Origin of the sequence: Sorangium aterium, from assembly GCF_028368935.1 — a bacterium.
Classification (GTDB): Bacteria; Myxococcota_A; Polyangia; order Polyangiales; family Polyangiaceae; genus Sorangium; species Sorangium atrum.
Genome location: NZ_JAQNDK010000007.1, coordinates 49,642 through 72,765 on the forward strand (window position 1 = coordinate 49,642; position 23,124 = coordinate 72,765).

At 70.7% G+C, this 23,124-nt stretch carries 14 protein-coding genes and 1 pseudogene; 7 read left to right on the forward strand and 8 right to left on the reverse strand.

Features of this window, described 5'->3' with window-relative positions:
* Positions 1-21 precede the first annotated feature (21 nt).
* Positions 22-1,104: pseudogene (locus POL72_RS52420) on the reverse strand (hypothetical protein); the annotation flags it as partial.
* Positions 1,105-2,461: 1,357 nt separating this feature from the next.
* Here POL72_RS52420 and POL72_RS48055 point away from each other — a divergent pair.
* Together POL72_RS48055 and POL72_RS48060 are read left to right on the forward strand one after the other, a co-directional pair.
* On the forward strand, positions 2,462-2,803 hold the full coding sequence (locus tag POL72_RS48055) for a hypothetical protein (RefSeq protein WP_272103925.1): 342 nt from the start codon (positions 2,462-2,464) through the stop codon (positions 2,801-2,803).
* Positions 2,804-3,309: 506 nt separating this feature from the next.
* Entirely contained in the window at positions 3,310-4,437 is a 1,128-nt protein-coding gene (locus tag POL72_RS48060) for a DUF4419 domain-containing protein (protein ID WP_272103926.1), read from the forward strand.
* Positions 4,438-4,465: 28 nt separating this feature from the next.
* On the opposite strand, the gene POL72_RS48065 is transcribed toward POL72_RS48060, so the two are convergent.
* Positions 4,466-6,793, reverse strand: coding sequence for an AAA family ATPase (locus POL72_RS48065; protein ID WP_272103928.1), 2,328 nt, complete (start codon positions 6,791-6,793; stop codon positions 4,466-4,468).
* 505 nt (positions 6,794-7,298) lie between these two features.
* Here POL72_RS48065 and POL72_RS48070 point away from each other — a divergent pair.
* Positions 7,299-8,969 carry a hypothetical protein gene (locus tag POL72_RS48070; RefSeq protein WP_272103930.1) on the forward strand — a complete coding sequence of 557 codons (1,671 nt, stop codon included), beginning with the start codon at positions 7,299-7,301 and terminating at the stop codon, positions 8,967-8,969.
* 128 nt (positions 8,970-9,097) lie between these two features.
* Here POL72_RS48070 and POL72_RS48075 read toward each other — a convergent pair whose 3' ends face one another.
* A complete protein-coding gene (locus tag POL72_RS48075; RefSeq protein WP_272103931.1) occupies positions 9,098-9,643 on the reverse strand; it encodes a hypothetical protein in 546 nt (181 codons plus the stop codon).
* Positions 9,644-9,899: 256 nt separating this feature from the next.
* Between POL72_RS48075 and POL72_RS48080 the strand changes: the two genes are divergently transcribed.
* The gene (locus POL72_RS48080) at positions 9,900-12,410 is read left to right on the forward strand and encodes a PAS domain-containing protein (RefSeq protein WP_272103933.1); all 2,511 of its coding nucleotides are present in this window, start codon (positions 9,900-9,902) and stop codon (positions 12,408-12,410) included.
* A gap of 22 nt (positions 12,411-12,432) precedes the next feature.
* Here the strand turns inward: POL72_RS48080 and argF are convergent, their stop codons facing one another.
* From argF to POL72_RS48095, 3 genes are all read right to left on the reverse strand, one after another.
* The gene (gene argF, locus POL72_RS48085) at positions 12,433-13,368 is read right to left on the reverse strand and encodes an ornithine carbamoyltransferase (protein WP_272103935.1); all 936 of its coding nucleotides are present in this window, start codon (positions 13,366-13,368) and stop codon (positions 12,433-12,435) included.
* Positions 13,369-13,513: 145 nt separating this feature from the next.
* Entirely contained in the window at positions 13,514-14,533 is a 1,020-nt protein-coding gene (gene rtcA / locus POL72_RS48090) for an RNA 3'-terminal phosphate cyclase (RefSeq protein WP_272103937.1), read from the reverse strand.
* Positions 14,534-14,585: 52 nt separating this feature from the next.
* Positions 14,586-15,812, reverse strand: a complete 1,227-nt coding sequence (locus tag POL72_RS48095) for an RtcB family protein (RefSeq protein ID WP_272103939.1) — start codon at positions 15,810-15,812, stop codon at positions 14,586-14,588.
* A gap of 200 nt (positions 15,813-16,012) precedes the next feature.
* Here POL72_RS48095 and rtcR point away from each other — a divergent pair, with 200 nt between their 5' ends.
* Positions 16,013-17,668: an RNA repair transcriptional activator RtcR gene (gene rtcR, locus POL72_RS48100; protein WP_272103941.1), complete on the forward strand. Its 1,656-nt coding sequence runs from the start codon at positions 16,013-16,015 to the stop codon at positions 17,666-17,668.
* A 28-nt stretch (positions 17,669-17,696) separates the two neighbouring features.
* Here the strand turns inward: rtcR and POL72_RS48105 are convergent, their stop codons facing one another.
* Together POL72_RS48105 and POL72_RS48110 are read right to left on the reverse strand one after the other, a co-directional pair.
* On the reverse strand, positions 17,697-19,172 hold the full coding sequence (locus tag POL72_RS48105; protein WP_272103942.1) for a M16 family metallopeptidase: 1,476 nt from the start codon (positions 19,170-19,172) through the stop codon (positions 17,697-17,699).
* A gap of 9 nt (positions 19,173-19,181) precedes the next feature.
* Positions 19,182-20,621: a M16 family metallopeptidase gene (locus POL72_RS48110; protein ID WP_272103944.1), complete on the reverse strand. Its 1,440-nt coding sequence runs from the start codon at positions 20,619-20,621 to the stop codon at positions 19,182-19,184.
* Positions 20,622-21,026: 405 nt separating this feature from the next.
* Here POL72_RS48110 and POL72_RS48115 point away from each other — a divergent pair, with 405 nt between their 5' ends.
* Together POL72_RS48115 and POL72_RS48120 are read left to right on the forward strand one after the other, a co-directional pair.
* On the forward strand, positions 21,027-22,352 hold the full coding sequence (locus POL72_RS48115; RefSeq protein ID WP_272103946.1) for a GDSL-type esterase/lipase family protein: 1,326 nt from the start codon (positions 21,027-21,029) through the stop codon (positions 22,350-22,352).
* Between the two features lie 207 nt (positions 22,353-22,559).
* Positions 22,560-23,105 carry a chalcone isomerase family protein gene (locus POL72_RS48120; RefSeq protein WP_272103947.1) on the forward strand — a complete coding sequence of 182 codons (546 nt, stop codon included), beginning with the start codon at positions 22,560-22,562 and terminating at the stop codon, positions 23,103-23,105.
* The last annotated feature ends 19 nt before the right edge of the window (positions 23,106-23,124 follow it).

A 23,124-nucleotide genomic window follows, 5' to 3' on the forward strand; every position in this document is an offset into this window, starting at 1 on the left:
GTGCGCGAACTGGTCCGCTCGTTCCTCGAGGGTCCCTTTCCAGTCGTCCCCGAGCTTGCGCAGGTCGACGGTGCGGGCGTTCTTGCCCTTCTCATCGCCGATCTTGTCTTGCTTGAGACCGCCGACGCTGGAGATGGGGTTTGCGGTCTTCTCGGTGGAGCGCCAGTTGTGGATGTAGCCGACGGTGCTGGGCGCGCCTGGGCCGGTGGTCTCGATGCCGATCTGGAGCGCGCCCCGCCTCCCCGGCTTGGGCGGGCGGTAGCCGATGAACACGTGCCCGTGGGCGCCGTCGGGCAGGATGATGTCGCCGTTGAAGTCCTTGAGGCCGAGCCCGCCGATAGCGAGGTTGATGCCGTAGAGCTCTGTGTCGTCCAGCTTGGACCTGATCGCGGCGTACTGCCCACCCTGCTCCTTGAACTTGTTTTTGCCGAGCGAGACGTGGTGCGTCCCGAAGTCGCGCTTGAAGACGCCGGCCTTGGGGTTGCCGTTCTCGTCGGTGATGCCGAGGAACTCCGTCAGCGCGTAGGGCGGGCTGCCCTCGGGGATCTGGATGTTGACGCGGCCGCCGTGCGACAGGAGCTTGGCGACCGGCACGCCCTGGAGCGGGACATGGCTCTTCGAGCCGGCGTCGTAGATCTCGGCGCCGGCCTGGAGCAGGTGGAAGGTGTTCTTGAGCACCTCGATCGACTGCCGGTACCGGGCGAGGGCCTCGTCCGTCGAGAGCGTCTTGATCTCTGCGAACGTCAAGCTCTCCTTGAGCGTCCTCGGAGCCAGCACGGCGCCCTGGTCCATGGCGGAGATCACGTCGTCGTTGGGCTCGGTATGCTCGAGCGTCTTGGCCCATTCGTTGGCGATGCCCTGATCGATCTGCTTCTTGAGCTCGTCCCGCCTCGCCGGGTCGGTCGTGTGCCTCGCCTCCATGGACAGGGCCACCGCCGCCGGAGGCGTGCCCTCGAAGCGCTTGCCGTCCTCGCCGCCGTTCATCTGGCGCGAGACGTAGCTCGCGAGGACGACCTTGCTCGGCTTGTGCAGCAGGTGGAAGCCGCGGAACTTCTCGGCGTTGTCGTTCGAAAGGTACTGCTCGATCTGGCCGAGCGGGAGCATGCCGGAGGCGGTGAGCCAGCGCTGTCCCTGAGGGGTCGAGGAGAGCTGCTCGAAGGCGTTCCACTCGGCTTCGTTGAACAGCGGTCCCTTGGGGAAGCGCTTCCCGATCTGCTTCTTCGCCTGCACGGGATTGGTGGGGAAGCCGCCGCTGGTCAGCTGGTCGGCGATGCTCGGGATGGCTCGCTTCGCCTTCTTGCGAGTGCCTCTACCCGTCGACGTCCTCCAGTCGGACTTCTTGACGGCCTTGTCCGCGATCCATGTCACCTTGCCGTCTTTCGCTGGGTCAGTCGTGGTGGACGAGCCTCCCGGCGGCGGTCCCGAGCGTCCAGGCCCCGGCTGCCGGGAGCCCTGCCCCGCGGGCGGTGACTTCGAGGTAGAGGAACTGGCGGGCGTCGGCTCCGCCGTGGGAGCGGTTTTTCCGGCGGGGGTGCTCTTCGCGCCGGTTTCGCCCGTCTTGGGGGAGGTCTGGGCTGACGTTCTGTCCTTTGCGACGGTCTCGTTCGCGGGCGTCTTTCCGGGCACCTCGCCCCCCTTGGGAGCCGTGCTTTCCGGCGTCGTCGCCGTGGTGTTCCCTTGGGGACCCTTGCCGAGGTCCTGAGATGGCTGGGTGGAGCCCTTGGGGAGGCCGCCATCGGAAGGAGCGGATTGAGGCCTGACGGTGGGCTCGGTGGTCTGAGGCTGGGTGGAGCCCTTGGGGAGGCCGCCATCGGAAGCAGCGGAGCGAGGCCTGACGGTGGGCTCGGTGATCTGAGGCTGGGTGGAGCCCCTGGGGAGGCCGCCATCGGAAGGAGCGGATTGAGGCCTGACGGTGGGCTCGGTGGTCTGAGGCTGGGTGGAGCCCCTGGGGAGGCCGCCATCGGAAGGAGCGGATTGAGGCCTGACGGTGGGCTCGGTGGTCTGAGGCTGGGTGGAGCCCCTGGGGAGGCCGCCATCGGAAGGAGCGGATTGAGGCCTGACGGTGGGCTCGGTGGTCTGAGGCTGGGTGGAGCCCCTGGGGAGGCCGCCATCGGAAGGAGCGGATTGAGGCCTGACGGTGGGCTCGGTGATCTGAGGCTGGGTGGAGCCCCTGGGGAGGCCGCCATCGGAAGAGGCGGATTGAGGCCTGACGGTGGGCTCGGTGGTCTGAGGCTGCGTGGAGCCCCTGGGGAGGCCGCCATCGGAAGCAGCGGATCGAGGCCTGACGGTGGGCTCGGTGGTCTGAGGCTGCGTGGAGCCCCTGGGGAGGTCGCCATCGGAAGCAGCGGATCGAGGCCTGACCGGATCCTGCAGGTTCCCGGCGCTGGAGACCGGCGGTCTCGGCGTCGCGGTGGGTGAGCTTGGTGCGCTGGTGGGTGCTCGACCGACATTGGTGCTACTGTTGCCGGTCGTCGTGCTCCCGGAGTGGCTCCCTGACGGATTGTGCGGCGCGGCCGTCGTCGTGGTCGTCGGACCGGGCGAGCTCGTGCGGCTGGTGCTCTTCCGTGTGACGGGATCCCAGCCGGAGAAGGGGTCTGGCTTCGGGGTCGGGCTGGGGGCTGCGGCCTGGTTCGCGTTACTGGACGCGGCCGCGCTGCTGGGCAGGCTGCCGGCGTCGGTCGCGGGATGCGCGAAATTGCCCGAGCTCTTTATCTGGACGCGCAGCGCCGATCGGACACCTGTGGATTTCGACGGCGAAGGGCTGCGCGAGGAGCTGCGCGAGGAGGGCATGCGCCATGAATGACGCGAAACTCATGCGCTGCCAAGCGCCTCGCTCCTCGCCTGGAGGCGGGATATGCCGTGCCATGTCACCCTGCTCGGCCAGCAGCGATCTCTCCGGATCTGCCTTGTGGACCGGGAGATGCCCGCGCCTTCGCGTCATTGTGGCGCTCCCCCGGGAGCGAATCCGCGCATGCATCCAGGGCGACGCGGCGACAAGCCTCGCGATTGCGGTCGGTCCGCCGAGCAGGTAACCTGGCGCTCTAATTGCAAGCACGGGCGTGTCAGCCTTGCTGGAATGTTCCGTTGTGAGTGAGCGTTTGCTGTCTCTCCGCGCACGCATCTGGCGCACGGCCGTGCGTCGGCGCGTCCGACGAGGTCGATGTGCTGCCGAGGCGATTCCAAGGTTGAGCCCGCTGTGCGGCTGCCGCCGGTGCGAGTTGTCTCGCGCGGCGCGCTTGTGTACGAGGTTCTATCTACGGCAGCGCTGGCCCATGGAGCCGTCGCGCAGGGCCAGGAGGACGAGTAGCCATGAGCGTCACGACGATCGACGTTGCCGAGGTCGCGCCTTCGACGGCGCTCCTGCCCGCGTTCGACGAAGAAGCTTCGGTGCAGAGCCTGCTCGTCTCGCCCATCGAGGCCGCCTACCGCCATCGCCTGCCGCTCGTCGGGCGCACGGACGTGCACCCGCTCGTCCAGGCAGCGTATATGGCCTTCACCCAGCGCTATCCGCTCGTGCTCTCGCCCGACGTGATATGGCTCTGCCTGGCGCGGGGGCTCACGCTCCACATCGCGGCGAACGAGGCGCAGCGGCGCAAGTTCATCCGGGAGGACCGCGATTTCGAGCTGACGCTCGACCGGCCTGATTTCACGCTCGGCCAGGTGAACCCGTGGCCCATCACGTTCTCGGAGCTATCCGCCCAGACCGCCGCGCAGGTCGGCGGGCTGAGGGAGCTCTTGACAGCCGACTTCTCGACGACAGGGCCGGTCGAGCGGGTGGCCTCGGAGCTCACGGTGACAACCCCGCTCGCGCCGCACTTCGAGTGGGAGCCGCCTTTCCCGGCGGACATGGTGTTTCCGAGACCCGGAATCCCGCGTATCTACCTGATGGGTACGGCGGATGACTGGCGCTCGGTGCGGCAGCGCGCGGAGGCGTTCGGATCGCTCGGCGCGGAGCGCTGGGCCCGCGCGCTCCTGCCCGTGCTGGACCAGATCGTCGCCTCGGCGGAGGGGCGAAAGCCTCCGGATCCGGCGTTCTGGCGCGCCTTCTTCCGGTACGAGAACGCCGCGGACGAGCTCACCGGCTGGATTCACGTGCTCTTCCCCTACCTTCGCGCGTGGCCCGCAGATCACTTCATCCCGAATACGCACCTCGACGACTGGCTCGAGCGGTGGACGGCGGCAGAGGCTCGGCGCAACCCGCTCGTCGCGCTGGCGGATCCGCAGGGGCCGGGGTTCGCTCGGCTCCCGCCGGCGCTGACGAGCGCGCCGCTGCGGCTCGTCGACGCGCACCGCCAGGAGCACTCCCTGGAGCTCATCAGCGGGCTCATCGGCGTCACACAGGACCCGCACTCGCTCGCGCTCATCCCGGAGTTCGTCTGGGCCGTTTTGCACGAGGAGCCCGGGGCCGCGCCCGAGGCGCCCATCGAAGCGGGCTGAGCGCCGGACGACCGCCGCTCCCCCTGGTCTATCCGAACCGCACCTCGAGCCCCGCGCCCCCGCCCTCGACCACGATCTCCCTGTCCCTGCACCCCGGATCTTCCGCCATGCGCGCCGCGATCGGCGTGATCACCCGCTCCTCGATCACCCGCTTCAGCGGCCGCGCCCCGCGCCTCGGATCGAACCCCGCCTCGGCCAGGAAGGATCGCGCCTCGGGCAGCACACGGAGCCTCAGGTTGCGCCGCACGAGCCCGGTGCGCGCCTCGGCCTTGGCGAGCTCCAGATCGACGATCTTGAGCACGCTGTCCCGCCCGAGGCCCCGGAACTGCACGACGTGGTCGATGCGGTTCACGAACTCCGGCCGGAAATGCTCGCGCACGCCCGCCGGCGCCGCGCGCCGCGCGCCCGGGGGCAGGGCGCGCTCGTCGTCGCCGCCGAAGCCGACTGGCGCCCGGTCGGCGACGCCGAGGTTCGAGGTCATCACGATGAGCACCATCCGGAAATCCACGTGGCGCCCGTCCTCGTCCGTCAGCCGGCCCTCGCCGAGGATCGCGAGCAAGAGGTCGAACACCTCGCGGTGCGCCTTCTCGATCTCGTCGAGGAGCACGAGCGACAGCGGCTCTTGCCGCACCCGCTGCGCGAGCGTCGTCGCGTCCGGCCCCGCCGCGAGCAGGCGCGCCGACGAGCCCGGGAGCCTGTACTCGCTCATATCGAGCCGGATCATCCGCCCCTCGTCGCCGAACATGGCCCGCGTGAGCTCCTTCGCGAGCTCCGTCTTGCCCACGCCGGTCGGGCCCACGAACAGCAGCGTGCCGCACGGGCGCTCGGGGTCGTTCATCCCGGCCTTGAAGCGCGCCAGCACCCGCGCCGCCGTGTCGCACGCCTCGTCCTGCCCGATCACGCGCCGCTTCAGCCCGCGCGCGATGGTCTCGGCGCTCGCGGGGATCTCGTCGGCGATGAGCTCGATCGGCAGCCCCGAGTGGCGCGCGTAGGCCTCGGACACGTCCCGCGGGTAGAGCACGCGCGCCGGCGCCGCTCCGGCCGCCTCCGCCTCCGCGCCGGCCCGGGCGCCGGCCTCCTGCGCGAGCCAGTCGAAGAAGCGGAGCGCCTTGCCGGGGAAGAGCACGTCGCGCCGGAACATCGCGAGGTGCTGCACCAGCCGCTTCTTGCCCGCCGGGTGCAGCCGGACGCGCGCGTCCTTCCGCGCCTCGTACTCCGCGAGCAGCGCCGGCACCGCGGCCGGATCCGGCTCGCGCAGCCGGACGATCTGGAAGCACGCCACGAGCGAGGCCGCGCGGCGCTGGCACGCCTCGAGCTCCGGCTCGGTGCACTCCGCGATGAGGCTCACCTCGCCGGTCCGGAGCGCCGGCAGGAACACGTCGCCGATCGACGCGCCGTCCGGCTGCGGCCGGAGCAGCGGCAAGAGCGCGCCGACGTGGAGCAGATCCCCCTCGTGCGACAGCTCGCCCACGAGCTTCAGGCACCTCGCCTGCCACATGCCGAGGTACATCATCCCGGCGAGGAGCCGATCGGCCGACGTGCTGAACAGGCCCGGCGAGCTCGCGCGCGCCTTGTCCCTTCGCCACGCCGCGAACCGCCGCGCCAGCCGGTGGACCCAGGTCGTCTTGCCGACGCCCGGGCCGCCCACCAGCAGGATCGACGGCGGCGGCGCGGCGTGCGCCACGTCGAACAGCGGCAGCGCCTGCTCCAGCTCCTCGGACTCGCCCACCGCGAGCGGCAGCCGCTGGCGCGCGGCCTTCTCGACGAGATCCTCGGAGACGGCGTGCAGCGTGGGGCGCTCGTCCTCCGGGCGCCGAGCGCTCCGCCCGGCGCGCTCCATCCGGCGCGGCGACCACGGGCGCACGTACTCGTCTCCCTCCCGGCGAAAATCGAAGAGCGACCGCGGAGACTCGCCGAGCAGCGCGCTCGTGACGAGCTGGCGGAGCACGTCGGGCGCAATCGAGAGATCCTCGAGGACCACGGACCAGCCGAAGCGGGGGAGCATCACGCGGACTCCGCCCTCGGCGAGCTTGCTCGCGAGGTACGTGAGCCGCAGCGGGATCTGGCGCCGGCCGACGACGGCGGTCCGCTTGACCGTGGTCTGCGGGTGGACGTCGACGTCCAGCGAGCGGACCTCGAACGACTCGTCCCACAGGTAGCGATCGAGATCGTCCTCGTCCGTGGCCAGCCGCGCGTGGAGCTCGACCTCGATCGCGCGCAGCACGTCGTCCTCGGAGGCGCCATAGGCGGACGGCGCCGGCCGATCGAAGAGGAATGCCCACGTGCGCAGGAGGATGCCGGTGAAGCGGCCGTCGTGGTGGGCGATGAAATAGACGCGGAGCGATTTCTTGGTCATACGGTGGCGGTGGAAACGCGCAGCCTGAGCGCGCGAGCCTACCACACCCGGGCAACACCCCGGGCCGGGAGCGCCGCTGCGTTGGTCGGCCGCGCCGTTGTTTCGTTGCAACGTCGTTTCATTGCTCCGCTCTTCCATTTCGCCATTGCGACGATTCCGCCGCAGTCGGTCGCTCGGCGCCAGGAGGAGGCCTGTCCAGGCGCGAAGTGGAGCGGCGTCGGAATACGCTGACGGTCGGCTCAACGTCAGATCAACTCCATGCGTCGTGGTGACGGCATGCGTCAAACCGGATGCGCGCTGCGACGCAGGAACACCTGTGCTGCATAATTCTGGCGGCGTGGAGATGTGTCATCTCATCCACCCTGGCCTCCTCGGGAGGTGTAGAGTGGTGTTCATGCCGCAAACACCTTATTTCATGACGCCTCGCCGCCGCGCGGCTCGAGCCGCTTTTTCCTTCTTCCTCTCGCTTGCCCCGCTCGCGGGGGCCGTGCCCGCGAGCGCTGCTGTGACGCAGCTTGATGGCACGCGCCTGCCCACGGCGGTCAGCGCCAACGAGATTAACCTCGTGACGGGCCGGGGTTTCCCCAGGGACGCCGTCACGCTCGATGGGCTCTTCGGGTACCGGGGGGAGGACATCGATCCCGTGGCCGACGCGAGCACGGAGCCAGGTGTCTTCTCGCCGCTCTGCGGGTTCTCGGGAGAGCTCGTGCTGCGCGGGGGCGGGTGCAAGGTCGCGTTCGGCTGGTACAACGCGAACGCGAGCGGCACGCGCCCGCCGGACAACCAGATCTACGAGCTGATCCCCGCGGACACCTCGACGGCGTTCCGGTGCGAGGACAACGATTTCTGCCCGCTGGCCACGATGGAGACCACCCAGGCGGGGCAGCACGACTGGACACCGCGGCAGTTCTCGGCGGCGGACATCCGGAACGACGCGCGGTACCAGGGCGGCCTGGTCGGCTTCGCGCTGATCGGCAAGGCGGGCACCTACTGCACCCAGACGAAGTTCTCGCAGCGCGAGCTGAACACCGTCTGCACGAGCTGCACGCCGAACGCGCCGTGGGTGACGACGCTGATCTACACGTCGACCGCCGAGCCCGACGCGTTCTATGTCGCCTTCGAGGACCTGCCCGTGACCGCGACGAGCTGGAAGGGGAGCCAGGGCGGGTACGAGAACGACGGAGATTTCAACGATTTCGTCTACTACATCACGGGCGTGACCTGCAAAGGCGGCGGCGAGATCTGCGACACCGGCCTGCAGGGCGCGTGCGCCGTGGGCAGGACGGGCTGCGCGACCGAGGGCGAGGTCGAGTGCCTGCCCGTGCTCGAGCCCGGGGAGCAGAAAGAGACCTGCGACAACATCGACAACGACTGCGACGGCGAGGTCGACAACGGCGAGGGGCTCTGCGACGAGGGCTTCGTGTGCAACCGCGGGTCGTGCGTGCCGTACTGCGGGCGCGGCGAGGTCGTCTGTGACGCCGGCCTCGTCTGCGACAACGGCTTCTGCGTGGAGCAGGCGTGCGTCGGCAAGGAGTGCACCGGCGGCCAGATCTGCGTCGGCGGCAACTGCGTGGGCGGGTGCGACGGCGTCGTCTGCCCCGCGAACCAGGAGTGCCAGCTCGGGCGGTGCGTGGATCTCTGCGCCCACATCGAGTGCGAGGACGGCGCGGTCTGCGAGCGCGGCATCTGCCAGTCCAACTGCGGTTGCCGCACCTGCCCCACCGGCAAGACGTGCGCGGCGGACGGCCGTTGCGTCGACACCGGCTGCGAGGGCAAGACGTGCGCTGACGGGCAGGTCTGCGTCGCCGGGAGCTGCGCTGACGCGTGCGCGGGCGCCATCTGCCCCGGCAACGCGCCGTGCGTCAACGGGGTCTGCGGCGAGCCGGTGGTCCACGGCGGCGCCGCCTCCGCCGCGAGCGGAGGGCCGGTCGGACCCGACGTGGGGCTCGACGATCCGGTGGATCTGACCACCGGCTCCGGCTCTGGCTCCGGCTCTGGCGCCGGCTCCGGCGGCGCGAGCGGCGGCACGGGCGGCAACAAGCCCGACGCGTCCTGCGCGTGCCGCGCGGGCGCGACCTCGGAGGCCTCGCCGGCCAGGGTCGGCCTGCTCGGGCTCGGTCTCCTGCTGCTCGCCGGCCGCAGGCGCCGCGCGCGCCGCGCCGCGAGCCGCCCGTAGGCTTCCCCTTGGCGCGCGCCGCGAGCCGTCAGTGAACCTCGCAACCTCGCAACCTCGCAACCTCGCAACCTCGCGCGCCGCGCCGCGCGCCTTCCGTGAGCCGCGCTCTGGCCCGCCGCGCGCCCGCGTCACCACGCGGAGCGCGCGGCCATCGCCGCGACGAGGCCCCCCATGACCGCCGCCAGGACCCACGCGAGGCGCGCGCCGTACGGTGACGCGGCCGCGGCGCCGGCGGGCAGCGGGAACACCACCGACCGCACCCGCCGGGACTCCGCGTCGACCAGGAGTACGCCGTCGACATCGAACGCGACGCGGTACTCGAGCAGCTGCCGCCGCGTCGCGGGCGTGTCGATGCGCGGCGCGAGCCGGCCCGTCTTCACCTCGGCGACATACCGCCTGGGACCGTGCGCCACGAGGTAGTCGGCGCGGAGTCCGACGCTGACCGGCTCGCCGTCGATGTGGACTCCGTACGAGACCGCCACCTGCCGGCCGACGATGGTGTAGCCGAGCTCGCGGAGGAGCGCCTCGGCGCGGGCCTCTCCCGCGGCGCCCTGCTCCCGGCACCGCGAGAGCCGGCGCCGCTGCGATGCGCGCCTCCACGCGAGCCGGAGCGTCTGGACCAGCCCGAAGGAGAGCGCCGCGCCGGCCACGGCCAGGAGGAGCTCCGGCGGCATGTCGCGGAAATCCACGCAGCGCGGGTTTGCTCAGGAATCGGGATACCGGGCCAAGTTTTCTGCGCCGGGTCGCCTGCGGCTTGGCTGGCGCGCATGTCGACGCGCTCCTATGACAGGGCTGCAAGAGGCATACCGCCTGCTCGTGCTCTGGTGTGGTGGCGTCGTGTTTCAAGAGCGTGCCCGGCTGATCTGACCAGGGATGCACACCCATCGTCCGCGAGAGTACCCTCATCCCGGATCCGAGGGTCGTCTGCCTGTGATCGAACACGACGAGAGGCACCGTTCTCAGGTCCGCGCGCTGACCGAGGCCAGCCGCGCGCTCGCGTCGGCGCGCTCGGCGCGCGCGATTGAAGAGATCGTCCTCTCGGCGGCGACGCGTCTGAGCGGCTCCGGCAGGGCCGTCCTGATCCTGAACGACGAGGACGGGCGCCCGGTCGTGCGAGCGGCGCTGGGGCTCGATCCGGCGCTGCTCGCCGAGCTCTGCGGCCGCCCGCTCCCGAGCGTCGACGACGGGATAGCGCGAGCGCTGGACGGGGCGGCCCACGTCGCCGCCGCGCCGCTGATCGTCGACGGCCGTGTCGCTGGCGTGCTCGCGGTCGAGCGGGACGCCCCGGCCTCCGGCGGCGATGCCTGGCTGATCGAGGCGCTCGCCGATCAGGCCGCGGTCGCGCTCGCAGGCCCCGCCGATGCCGCCGCGCACGCAGACGCCCGGGAGCAGCGCGCGCGCGTGGAGGCGGACGTGCAGGACGAGCGCTATCGCCTCCTCGGTCGAGCGATCAAGGACCCGATCTGGGACTGGGATATCCGGACGGACCGGGTCGAGCGCAACGCGACATTCCATGAGGTCTTCCGCTACAAGCCCGAGCAGACGGCCCCGACCGGCGCGTGGTGGGTGGGCCGCGTGCTGCCCGAGGATCGCGACCGCATTGCGCGCGCGCTCGAGGAGCTCATCCACGGGGACGCCGACACCTGGTCGGCGCAGTACCGCGTCTACCGCGGCGACGGCTCTGTCGCCCGCGTGTTCGATCGTGGCGCGGTGCTCCGGGACGCGGGAGGCAAGGCGATTCGCATGGTCGGCGCCTCGGTCGACCTGACCGAGCGGTTCCGGATCGAGAGCGCGCTCCAGGACCGGGAGGATCGGCTCCGGCTGGCCACGTGGGCGGCGGACGTGGGCACGTGGCGAGTCGACCTGGTGACTCAGTACGATACGAGGGACGCGAGCCTGAACCGCATCCTGGGCCTGGACGAGCGCGAGACGACGCAGCCCATGGGCGACTGGCTGAGCCGCGTCCACCCGGAGGATCTCGACGCGGTGATCGCCATGCACGAGCGGAGCGTCCGCGAGCGCTGCATCTACGACATCATCCATCGCGTCGTCCGCGTCGACGGGTCGATCCGGTGGGTCCACGATCGCGGGCGCATCGTCGCCGATCGGGACGGCTCCCCGCTGTTCCTGACGGGCGCCGTCGTCGACATCACCGAGCTGAAGCAGCTCGAGCGCGAGCGCACGGAGCTGCTTCGCCGCGAGCAGCAGGCGCTCGCCCAGTCGGAGAAGGACCGCATCCGGGCCGAGGACGCGAACCGCATGAAGGACGAGTTCCTCGCGACGGTCTCCCACGAGCTGCGGACGCCGCTCACGGCGATCCTCGGCTGGGCGCGGCTGATCAAGGACAAGGACCTCGGCCCGGAGCGCGTCAAGCAGGGCATGGCGTCGATCGAGCGCAACGCCCACGCGCAGGCGCAGATCGTCGACGATATCCTGACGGTCTCCCGGATCATCACGGGCAAGCTGCGGCTCCGCACGATCGCCGTGGATCTGGCCTCGGTCATCGACGCCGCCGTGGACACCATCACGCCGACGGCGAAGGCGAAGGAGATCGAGATCCGCATCGAGCCGGGCGAGGGGCTCAGCCACGTGTGCGGCGACCCGGATCGCCTCCAGCAGGTCATGTGGAATCTGCTCTCCAACGCGGTGAAATTCACCCCGAAGCGAGGGCTGGTCACCGTCCGGGTGGGGCGGAGCGACGCGCAGGTCGCGATCTCGGTCACGGACAACGGCAAGGGCATCGCCACGTCGTTCCTGCCGTACGTGTTCGACCGCTTCCGTCAGGGCGACTCCTCGCCGACGAGGGCTCACGGCGGGCTCGGCCTGGGGCTCGCGATCGTCCGCCACCTCGTCGAGCTGCACGGCGGCACGGTGGAGGCGGAGAGCCCGGGCGAGGGGAGAGGAGCGACGTTCACGGTGACGCTCCCCCTGCCCGCGGCGCCCTCCGCCGCGCACGAGGGGCCGCCGTCTGCGCCGGGGCGCGCCCTGCCGAGGAGCGGGGAGCCGTCGCCGCTCTTCGGCGTTCACGTCCTCGTCGTCGAGGATGAGCCGGACGCCCGGGAGATGCTCGCGTTCTTGCTGGAGGGAGCGGGCGCGCGGGTCACCACGGCCGGCTCGGCGAGCGAGGCCATGAGCGTCCTGGAGCGGCTGAGGCCCGATGTCCTGCTCAGCGACATCGGTATGCCGGGGGAGAGCGGCTATGCGCTGATTCACCAGCTGCGCGCTGCGGGTCGGGACGAGATCCGGCGTATCCCCGCCGTGGCCCTGACCGCCTATGCCCGGATCGAGGACCGGAGGAGAGCGCTGGCGGCCGGCTTTCAGAAGCACGTCGCCAAGCCGATCGACCCTGCCGACCTGGTGCAGGTCGTCGCGGACCTCACGGGCCGCTCGGGCAGCGACGAGGCCTCCGTCCGGCCCCGGGGCGGCGCCCTCCTCGGTTGACCCTGCGCGCCGCGCGCCCGCTCTAGGCCAGCTCGACGCCGAGCAGCCACAGCATGAGTGCCTTCTGCACGTGCAGCCGGTTCTCGGCCTGATCCCACACGCGCGAGCGCGGCCCTTCCAGCGTCTCGTCGTCGATCTCCTCGCCGCGGTGCGCCGGCAGGCAGTGAAGCACGATGGAGTGCTGCGCGGCCTTCGCCATCACCTTGGCGTCCACGGTCCAGCCGGCGAACGCGGTGCGGCGCTTCTCCGCCTCGGCCTCGTGTCCCATGCTCGCCCACACGTCCGTGTTCACCACGTCCGCGCGCGCCGCGCCCTCGCGCGGATCGTGCGTGATCGTGACGTGGCCCGTCTTCCGCGCGCGCTCGACCTCGTCCGCGGGCGGCATGTACCCCTCGGGCCCCGCGAGCACGAGGTGGAAATCGAAGAGCTGCGCCGCCTCGAGCCACGAGCGCGCCATGTTGCTCGCGCAGTCGCCGAGGAACGCGATGCGCCGGCCGGCGACGCCGGTCCTGTCCCCGCTCGCCGCGAGCGCCTCCTGGATCGTGAAGATGTCGCTGAGCACCTGCACCGGGTGGCCGTCGTCCGAGAGCGCGTTGATCACCGGCACGCTCGCCTCCGCCATCTCGAGCAGGCGCGCGGTCGACGACGTGCGGAACGCGATCGCGTCGCAGTACCGGGCGAGCACGCGCGCCGTGTCGCGGATCGGCTCGCCGCGGGCGAGCTGGCTGCCCTGGGTGCTCAGCACGACCGGCTGGGCGCCGAGCTGCGCGATGCCGACCTCGAACGACACGCGCGTGCGCGTGCTCGCCTTCTCCAGGACGACCGCGATGGCTCGGCCGGCGAGGATCGTCGTGCGCCGCCCCTTCGGCTCCTCCTTCAGGCGAGCGGCGAGCCTGAGCACCCGGTGCGCTTCGGCCAGGGTCGTGTCCGTGATCTTGAGGTAATCGCGCTTCGCCATTGTCCCGCCTTCCGCGTCGCCGCCGTCCGGGCGCGCCGCCCTGCCGCGGGGCAGCCCGCGACGCAGGGCGCGCCGTACGCTCGTCGTGATGTGGCACAACCGGGACGCCGCCGTCAATCGGCCGTGGATCCGCCGTGGACCGCGCTCAGCGCCAGATCTCGATCTGCCACGCCGCGTCCGAGATCTGCTCGACCGACGCGCGGATCCCGAGGAGATCTCGGAGCAGCCCGAGGTGGGTTGTCGTGTGGGATGACGGGCGCACCGTCCGGAAGGCGCCGCGGCCCGCGAGGGCGATCGGCAAGAGCAGCTGATCGGCCAGGTGCTCGCCCACGGGGACGCCCGCGGCAAGGTAGTCGCGCGCCTCCTCGGCGGCCTTCGTGGCGACGGACTCCGCGCGCACGCCCTTCGCGCCGAACCCGGTGAAGACCTCGGTCACGTGCTCGCTCTCGACGGCGATGGTGATCACGTTGCCTGGGCCGTTCCCGCCCTTCAGCACGCTGGGCTTGAAGCAGCCCGCCTCCCAGCCGAGCACCGCCGCCGCCGCGTCGAGCTCGCGCACCGCGATGGCGCCCGGGAGGTTCGACACCGTCGCGACCGCCCGCCGGCCGCGGATCTCCCCGCGCTCGAGGAGCTCGAGCGGTGCGAGCGCCGGCGCCGGCGCGATCGAGACGCGGGCCAGCCCGCCGCCGGCCGGGTAGAAGCCGGGCGTCACGAGCGTCGCGGTGACGTCCGGCCCCATCCTCCGCACGAGCGGCAGGTAGGCGAGATCCAGGAAGTCGAACGGCGGCGCCAGGGGGTTGTGCGTGCCGCCCTCGAGCGTGAGCGCCGACGGCGCGGGCGCGCGGAGCAGCGCGGGCAGGACGGTCTGCAGCACGAGCGTCGTGCTCCCCGCGCTCCCGACATGGAACGTGTGCTCTCCGGGGACGATCGCGGTCGGTCGAAACACGATCTCCTGAGACCCGAGCGCGGCGCCCGACACCTCGGCGCGGCCGATCTGGGCCGCGGCCCGGACCGAGGTCAGGTGTTGCCGCATCAGGCCCGGGCGCGCGCGGCCCTTGCGGATCGAGGTGATACGGACGGGCGTCTGCGTGATCAGCGAGAGGCCGAGCGTCGTGCGGAGGATCTGGCCCCCTCCCTCTCCGATGGATCCATCGATGGTCAGCATGGCGATCGGCTCTCCCCTGGATGAGCGATATCACGGCGCCGGGACGCGCGGCTCACCCCTTCACGCAGACGACCTGCCGCAGGGTGTGGACGATCTCGACGAGATCCTTCTGCGCCCTCATCACGTCGTCGATCGGCTTGTAAGCCGCCGGCGTCTCGTCGATCACGTCCTCGTCCTTGCGGCACTCGACGCCTGCGGTCGCGGCCTCGTGGTCCGCGACGGAGAAGCGGCGGCGCGCCTCGCCCCGTGACATGACGCGGCCCGCGCCGTGGCTCGAGCTGCAGAAGCTCTCCGGGTTGCCGAGCCCGCGGACGATGAACGACCGCGCGCCCATGCTGCCCGGGATGATCCCGAGATCGCCCGCCTGCGCGCGGACGGCGCCCTTGCGGGTCACGAGGACGTCCTTCCCGTAGTGGTGCTCGCGCGCCACGTAGTTGTGGTGGCAGTTCACTGCCGCCACGGTCGCGTCGAAGGGCGGCAGCTCGCCCGAGCCGCGGAGCGCCTCGACCACCTGCGCCATCATCAGCTCGCGGTTCACCGCCGCGAAGTCCTGCGCCCACGACACCGCCTGCATGTAATCGTGGAAGTGCCTCGTCCCGTCCGGCAGGTACGCGAGGTCGCTGTCGGGCAGGTGGATGAAGAAGCGCCTCATCTCCTGCTTGGCGAGCTCGATGAAGTAGCTCCCCACCCGGTTGCCGACGCCGCGCGACCCGCTGTGCAGCATGACCCAGACGCGGTCCTCCTCGTCGAGGCAGAGCTCGATGAAGTGGTTGCCGGTCCCGAGCGTGCCGAGGTGCTCGATGGCATGGCCGCGCCCGATGCGCGGGTGCTTCTCGACGATCTGCCGGTACCGCGGCTCGAGCTCGGCCCACGCCGCGACCTGGGCGGGGGGCGGCGAGCGCCACGCGCCGCGGTCGTTCTTCCCGCCGTTGTCGGTGCGGCCGTGCGGCACGGCGCCCTCGATGGCCGTCCGGAGCCCGCGCAGCGCGTCCGGCAGCTGCGACGCGGAGAGGCTCGTGCGCGCCGCCATCATCCCGCAGCCGATGTCGACGCCCACCGCCGCCGGGATGACCGCGCCGCTCGTCGCGACCACGCTCCCCACGGTCGCGCCGATGCCCTGGTGCGCGTCGGGCATCACGGCGATCCACTTGTGGATGAACGGTAGCGCGGCGAGGTTCTTGAGCTGCGCCTCCGCGGCGGTCTCGAACGGCACGCCGACCGTCCACGCCTTGATGGGCACGCCCGAGTCCGTGGGGATGACGTTGTAGCTTCGCTCCATGGCAAGATCTCCGGTGAGGGGTCGAGCCGTCCGGCTCGCGCCGCGACGCTCGTTCTCGGTGGGGTCCGTCGGTCTTCGTCGGTCTCCGTCGGTCCGTCGTTCCTGCGCATCGCACGGCGCGTGCCACTCGAAATCCAGGCGATCGCGGGCCCCTGGCCCTGCGGATTAGACCTGTGTATAAGACAGTTAGAGAATCTTCTATGACACGCAAGACCACCGTGGTCCTCGGCATGCTCGGCCCGACGCTGGACACCGGAAAGACGCCGGAGCGCTGGTCGCGCTGGCGCCCGAGCGTGGCGCTCTGCCAGCACGAGGACCTGATCGTCGACCGGTTCGAGCTGCTCTACCAGCGCCGCTTCGAGGGCCTGGCCGAGACGGTGATGGGCGACGTGCGGCACGCCTCGCCGGAGACGGACATCCGCGCTCACGTGGTCGAGGTGGACGATCCGTGGGACTTCGAGGCGGTGTACGGCGCGCTCCACGACTTCGCGAGGGCGTACCCGTTCGCGCCGGACCGGGAGGACTACCTCGTCCACATCACGACGGGCACGCACGTCGCGCAGATCTGCCTGTTCTTGCTCACGGAGTCGCGGTACTTCCCGGGTCGGCTCATCCAGACGTCGCCGCCGAAGCGCGACCGTGAGGAGCTCGCGGCCGGGTCGTTCACGATCATCGATCTCGACCTCTCGAAGTACGACCGCATCGCGTCGCGCTTCCAGAAGGAGCAGCGCGAGGGGGTGTCGTTCCTGAAGAGCGGCATCGACACGCGCAACGCGGCGTACAACCGGCTGATCGAGCGGATCGAGCACGTGGCGATCGCGTCGCGCGCGCCCATCCTGCTGATGGGCCCGACGGGGGCGGGGAAATCGCAGCTCGCGCGGAAGATCTACGACCTCAAGAAGGGGCGCCGGCAGGTGGGCGGTGACTTCGTGGATCTGAACTGCGCGACGATCCGAGGCGACGGGGCGATGTCGGCGCTGTTCGGGCACACGAAGGGGTCGTTCACGGGGGCGCTCCAGGACCGCCCGGGGCTCCTGCGCAAGGCGCACGAGGGGGTGCTGTTCCTCGACGAGATCGGCGAGCTCGGCGCGGACGAGCAGGCGATGCTGCTGCGGGCGATCGAGGAGAAGGCGTTCTTGCCGGTCGGCTCGGACAGGGAGGTGAGGAGCGAGTTCCAGCTGCTCGCCGGCACGAACCGGGATCTCGCGCTGGAGGTGGCGGCGGGGCGCTTCCGGGAGGACCTCCTGGCGAGGATCAACCTGTGGACCTTCCGGCTCCCGGGCCTCCGGGAGCGGGTCGAGGACATCGAGCCGAACCTCGATTACGAGCTCGACGCCTCGGCGCGGCTGCTCGGCGTGCGGATCACGATGAGCCGCGACGCGCGCGCGCGGTTCCTCGCGTTCGCGACGTCGCGAGAGGCGGTGTGGCCGGGCAACTTCCGCGACTTCAACGCGGCCGTGACGCGGATGGCGACGCTCGCGCCCGGGGGGAGGATCAGCGTGCCGATCGTGGACGAGGAGATCGGGCGCCTCGTGGAGGCCTGGCGGCGAGCGCCGGCGGCGGGCGGGCGAGCGCTCGCCGCGGGCGGCGCGGCGGGGGAGGGGAGCGACGGGGACGATCTCGTGGTCGCGGCGCTCGGCGCGCGCCGGGCGGCGGCGCTCGACCCGTTCGACCGGGTGCAGCTCGCCGAGGTGCTGCGGGTGCTGAAGGGCGCGCGGTCGCTGTCGGAGGCGGGACGGGCGCTGTTCGCGGCGTCGCGGGCGAAGAAGAAGAGCGTCAACGACGCGGACCGTCTGCGGAAGTACCTGGCGCGGTTCGACATCGACTGGAGCGAGGTGGTGGCGGAGGGCGGGTAGATCCCTGACGTACAGGAGCAGGTGGCTGTCACTTCGTCGTCTTCAGCATCGACCACTGGACGTCGCCGAGGCTCACGAGCTGGTCGTGGAGCAACCGCGGGGGCCCATAGACGGCGACGCCGATCTGGGCGTCAAAGTACCGCGCCGCGGCGCGCTGCAGCTGCTCGGCGCTGAGGGCGCGCACCCGGCGCTCCAGCGTCGCCAGGTGGTCGAGCGGCAGCGCATTCAAATAGAGGTCCGCGAGAGCCCCGGCCAGACCCGGAGTCGACGACACGGCAGCGGCCGTCTGGCCGAGGTAGCGCATCTTCGCCGCCTCGAGCTCGGCCAGCGTCACCGGAGAGCTCTTGATCCGCTCGATCTCCGTCAGGATCTTCTCCAGGCTCTCACCTGCGCGATCGAGATCGGCGCTGAGCTCGATCAGGAATTTGCCAGCGGTCCTGCGTTGATAACACGCGGCGTGCACCCCATAGCTGATTCCCGTGTCGTGCCGGAGCGCGGCTGCAGAGCGCGACACGGTGAGCCCGCCGATCAGCATGGCGATGAGATCGAAAGCGAGGGCGTCCGGGTCTGACAAGCCGGCGCATGGCAAAGCGACGACCAGGCTGGCGTCGGACGCGTCGGCCGCGATCGCGCCGATCTGGATGTTCCGGTCGCCGCGGGGGACGACCGCCGGCGGCGCTGGCTCAGCCGGCACCTGACCCTGCGCAGGGGACCATGCGCCGAAGTGGCGGCGCGCGAGCGTGAAGACCGCATCGGCTTGCACGGCGCCCACGGCGATGAGGGCGCTGTCGCGCGGGCCGTATTGCCGCGAGTAGAAGCTCCTCACCTGATGCCCGGAAAAAAACCTGAGATTGCGCCCAAAGGTCTTGAATGGCAGCGCCAGAGGGTGATCGGGGCCATACAGCCCCTCGAGGGCGAGCTCGTTCAGCTGGGAAGAGATGCCGAGGGAGCGGCTGAACAGCTGCTGGGACTGCGCGACGCGCGCGCTCTCGAGCGAGTCGGCCTCGAAGACGGGGTGCTGGACGAGCCGCGCCAGAAGCCACGCTGCCTTCTCGACGCCAGACGCCAGCGTCGTGATCGCGATCGCGGTTCCGGCGGAGCCCACGCTCCACCCGGGGGGCTCACCGCTGATGCGGAGCTGGCGCAGGACCTCGCCGTTCTCCAGCCGTGTCCCCTCGTTCAACATCCGGGCCGTGAGCTCCGCGAGCCCGGCGTTGCGCGGCGCTCCATCGTCGCGCGCCGCGCGGTTGACGTAGACCAGCGTCACGAGCGGCAGCTCGGGCTGCTCGACGACGAGCGTCGTCATGCCGTTCTCGAGCTCGGTCGAGCGGACGTCGTGGACCCGCAGCGCTGGCTCAGCCGCGGGCGGCGGCGCGTTCGCGCGGAACTCGGCGTCCGGGGTCGGCGTGAGCGGGAGCAGGGGAGGAGGCAGCTCCACCCGCGAGCCGCAGCCTGCGAGCGCTGCCCCGAAGAGCGCTGCCCACCCCATGCTTGCTCGTCTCATGCGGACACCTCAGCGCGCGTCGACGGTCAACTTGCCCTCAGGGGACGCGACATCCTCGGGCTCCACGCGGACGAGGCGGGCGACGAGGCGCCGATCCGGCGTGAAGTAGCGGCGCAGGCGCAGCATGTCGTCGGGGGTGACGCCGCCGATCTCAGCGATCCGCCGTGCCACGTTGAAAGGCCGCGACGTGGAGCGCAGCGACTGCAGGTGTCGGAACGCGCGCGACAGCGGCTTGTCATGCGAGATGAGCTCGCGGACGATCGCGGTCTGTTTCACCTCCGGCAGCACGGCTCCCCAGTCCATGCCCCACATCTGGTGGATTTCCCGCTCGATCGCCGCCTCGACGCCGTCGTGGGTCGCGTGCTTCGTCAGGGCCGCCGAGACGGAGAACACCGATCCCAGGTCCAGGTCGTCGATGTCCGTATCGACGTGCGACAGGGTCCCCTGATCATCGACGAGGCGCGCCCGGAGCGACTGCGCCAGCGCGTCGGCGACGAGCCCCGCCGCGACCCGCTCGCGCGACGCGGCGGGCGGTGCCGCCCAGCACACCTCGATCTGCTCACGATAGACCGCATTCTCGAAGGTCACTCGCCGCGCCGCGGCGAAGGCGGGCGGGGCCGTCCTCCGGCGCACGAACGGCGCCTTCGGATTGACCACCGGGCCGAAGTACCGCTCCACGAGGGCGCGGGTCGCCTGTGGATCGATGTCGCCGACCAGGATCAGGCGCGCGTTGCTCGGACGGTAGCCTTGCTGGAAGAACCACTGCGCGTGCCGGAGCTCGATCGCCTCGAGATCGTCGAGAGGGAGCTCTGCGCCCGAGTAAGGGTGGTCCTGCCCGAAGATGGCGCGCAAGGTGTGGCGCCGGAACATCCCGTCGATGCCATCGCTCTCCAGGAGCTCGTTGCGCACGATCTTCTGCTCGAGCGCGAGCGCCTGTTCGTCGAAGCGCTCGAGCGTGAATGCCATGCGCTCGCTCTCGATCCACAGCGCGAGGGGGAGCGCGGCCGCTGGCACGAGCGCGTAGTAGGCGGTGTAGTCGGGGCCCGTGACCCCGTTCATGCGGTGCACCCCTGCTCGCTCGAGCAGGCTCAGCGCCTCGAGCGGCTTCATGTGACGCGAGCCCCGGTACGTCATGTGCTCGACGAGGTGCGCCAGCTGGTCATAGCCCCGCGGATCATCTCGGCTGCCGATCTCGTACGCGACGACGACGGCCACCGTCGGCTGCCTGTGATCTTCCTCCAGGAGCACCTCGAGGCCGTTGCTCAGGCGGAAGTGGGCGGCGCTCTGCACCAGGCCCTCGATACCTCCCGCCACCGGGCCGGCGCCCGGGGCTCCCGAGGGGTCCGCCGCTGCCGCGAGGGGCGTGGCGACCGCCAAGAGCCCCGCCACCAGCCCGGCCGTCCTCGCTCGTCCCGGCGCCCGCAGTGTCGGCTCTTTCTTGGCGTTCAATGGTTCACCCCTCGCGTGCTGCCTCTTGGCGCATGGACGCTGGAACCGTCGTCGCTGTCAAGCGCGCCGTATCGGGCGGTATCACCGGAGCGCCCCCTGACGGCACCGCTCGTCGCTCGCCTGGCGTCGCGCGTGCTGGCTTGTGTGGGAGCGCCCGACGCGGATGCCGTCCGTCGCGAGGTCCTGCCGTCCCGCTGTCGCCGCGGAGAACACCTCTGGATATTTACCGTTTCAGTTGACAATTCTGCCACCCAGAGCATTGTCCTGAGCTGCTGCGAGCCGTGGTGCAGCGAACTTGTATTTACCGGTTCATCTTATCGGCGTGGATCGATGACGGAGGTCACCTCCGCTGTTGATCGTGGCGCCGAACTGCCCCAGAGTGCCCGGCGCTGGAGGTCAGTTTCGATGGCTTTGCGTTCATTTCACCAGTCACCTTTCCTGGTTCTTACGCTGGGGGCGGTAATCCTCCTGTCGGCCTGCTCGGATGACGACGGCGGCGGCTCGTCAGCGAGCTCCGGGGGCACGGGCGGCTCGTCGGCGAGCTCCGGGAGCTCCGGGAGCACCACCGCGCAGGGCACGGGCGGCGCGGGCGGTGGTACGGGCGGCGTCGGGGATACGGGTGGCGGTGATACGGGTGGCGGCGGCGGTGACACGGGCGGTGGCGGCGCCGGCGGGGGTACGGACGCGCAGGGGATCGTGCCCAATCCCATCATCTCTCGCGGCAAGCCGGCCTTCGCCTCGGCGGGGACGGCGTCGGTGATCAACGACGGCAAGTACAGGTCGGCAGGGACCTGGATCGCGGGCAAGCCCACCTCGGCCGCGCCTGCCTGGGTCGCCATCCAGGTCGGCACCGGGTACGAGCGGCTGCTCCTGAGCTGGACGGCCTCGTACAACTACAACTACACGGACGTGCAATACGGGGCGCCGGGCGCCTACCGCGTGGAGACGTCGAGCGACTCCACGAACGGCTCGGACGGCACCTGGACCAAGGTTGCGGAGGTGACCGACAACCCGGTCCGCACGCGTGCCCACAGCTTCGACTTCGGCGGCAAGAGCTGGGTCCGGCTCGTCGTGACCGCGGCCCCCGCGATGACCGACGACACCGGCGTGCAGCTCGACGAGATCGACGTGCACGACATCTCGAAGGGCGCGGAGGACACGTGGTTCTTCCTCGGCGACAGCATCACGGCGTTCGCCTACGACCGCGACACGCCGGCCACGCAGCCGAGCTTCGCCGAGAACGTGCACGCGGCGCACCCGGCCCACTATCCGGCGATGATCAACGGCGGCATCGGGAGCGAGCTCACGAAGAGCAGCGACAAGCCCAGCGCGCTGGATCGCATCGATGACGTCCTGGAGCTGAACCCCGACTTCCACTACTTCGCCATCGGTTACGGCACCAACGACTCCTGGGGCCAGACCGACCCGAGCACCTTCAAGGCGAACCTTCAGCAGATCATCGACAAGATCGAGGCAGCGGGCCGTGTCCCGGTGCTCGCGCACATCCCGTTCTCGCCGGACGGCAACCACGACGCGGTCCCGGTGTTCAACCAGGCGATCGACGAGCTGACGCAGGCGAACGGCCTCCCTCCTGGGCCGGATCTGTATACGTGGTTCAAGGACCACCCCGACCGGTTCACCGACAAGGTGCACCCGGATCCCGCCGGGCGGGTGGCCATGAACAAGCTCTGGGCCGACGCCGTGGACGGCCTCTACCCGGCCCAGCGGTAGCGCGACCAGACGCCGGGCGACACGCGACACCCGACACGCGACCACGCGACCACGCGACCACGCGACCGAGCGCGCTCGCGGCGCCGGCGCGAGCCTTGACTCCACGCGGCCGCGGGGGCTAGCTCGAGCTGGCGCACGAACGGCAGGCCCGGGGAGCGGTGCCCTCGGGTGGGCTCGGCCGGCCCGCGCCCTCCAGGGGGGTCTCCGATGAAGCTCATTCCCAAGAAGCTCATGGTCCTGGTCGTCGCCCTCGCGGCCCTCTTCACCTTCGCCGCCGCCGCCCCGGTCAGGGCCGACGACTGGGCCCTGACGGGCACCGGCGTCCGCGTCAAGACGATCGCGTTCATCGACATCGACGTCTACGAGATCAGCCATTTCATGAAGCAGACGCCGGCGTCGCGATCGAAGCAGGCGGTGATCGACGCCGACGTCCCGAAGAAGTTCGTCTGGAAGATGCTGCGCGACGTGGACAAGGAGAAGATCCACGACGCGTTGACAGGCGCCTTCGCGATGAACGGGTACAAGGATCAGGCCAAGATCAAGGCGTTCGTGGGCGCGTTCCAGGGAGAGCTGAAGGAAGGGGCGCGCATCACCATCCAGTACGACCCGGAGAAGAAGACCACGACCGTCGCGGTCGGAGGCAGCAGCGCGAGCGTCGCCGGCGTGGACTTCATGAAGGCCGTGTGGAGCATCTGGCTCGGGAAGATCGATCAACCGAACCTGGGCGATCAGCTCATCGGCCGGCTGAAATAGCGGGCGCCGGAGCGGAGCC